This is a genomic window from Bradyrhizobium sp. 33ap4 (genome assembly GCF_032654765.1).
Classification (GTDB): domain Bacteria; phylum Pseudomonadota; class Alphaproteobacteria; order Rhizobiales; family Xanthobacteraceae; genus Bradyrhizobium; species Bradyrhizobium australafricanum.
This window is the reverse complement of sequence record NZ_JAUMTJ010000204.1, coordinates 1-802: the sequence shown is the minus strand read 5'-3', so window position 1 is coordinate 802 and position 802 is coordinate 1. Positions and strand designations below refer to the sequence as shown.

Genomic DNA, 802 nt, shown 5'->3' with positions numbered 1-802 from the left:
CCGAGCCTTCTTCGAGACCGTCCCGGCTCGAAACACCGCTTAAGCCGGGCGCCGGCGCCAGTTCTTCACGAACGACGAAATCGATTGTTCTCGCGTCCGTCATTGCCGTCAGCGCGCTCGCCTTGGCGTCGCCTGCCGACGCCAAGGGTTGCATCAAGGGCGCGATCGTCGGCGGCGTCGCCGGTCATTATGCCGGCCATCACGGCATGCTCGGCGCCGCCGCCGGTTGCCTCTACGGCCGCCATCACGCCAAGCAGCAGCGCCAGCAGCAGCCGCAGTCACAGCCCGCGCAGCAGGAGAAGCTGTAGGATCAGCTGTGAAGCCACATCTCCAGAAACGTGAAGCACATTCCGGGAACGCCGTCCGTCCCGGCCGCGTTGTCTCCATGCGTAACGGAGACGATGATGACGAAACCAAAGACAAAGACCATCCAGCCCGTTCCCGACGACAACAAGAGCCACAAGGGCCCCGGCAGCACCCCGAGCGTTCCCATCGACACCACCAAGGGGCATCGCGACGACGAGAAGCACAACATCCGCGAGCAGGCCGCGCACGGTAATCTGACCCAGAACACCAGCAACAAGCGATCGGGTTAGACGCAAGGCGAGCATATTCCGCCGTCGTCCCGGCGAAGGCCGGGACCCATAACCCGCGGCGGATGTCGTGAACGGGATTCGTCGTTCCATTGTCTTTCACGATGATCGTCTGTGGTTATGGGTCCCTGGTTTCGCACTAGCGTGTCTACACGGTTTTGGGGCGCGACAGATTGACTCGGTGCAGCAAGAAGTGGCGTCTCTGCAGC

2 protein-coding genes are annotated in these 802 nt (G+C 62.7%); both read left to right on the top strand.

Annotated features, from left to right (window positions below; genetic code table 11):
* Positions 1–83 precede the first annotated feature (83 nt).
* Entirely contained in the window at positions 84–308 is a 225-nt protein-coding gene (locus tag Q2M23_RS43700; protein ID WP_316399540.1) for a hypothetical protein, read from the top strand.
* Positions 309–404: 96 nt separating this feature from the next.
* Positions 405–596, top strand: coding sequence for a hypothetical protein (locus Q2M23_RS43695; protein WP_172646835.1), 192 nt, complete (start codon positions 405–407; stop codon positions 594–596).
* The last annotated feature ends 206 nt before the right edge of the window (positions 597–802 follow it).

Bases quoted from the DNA above. Each gene is read 5' to 3' on its own strand.
- Q2M23_RS43695 (WP_172646835.1), top strand. From the start codon at position 405: ATGACGAAACCAAAGACAAAGACCATCCAGCCCGTTCCCGACGACAAC.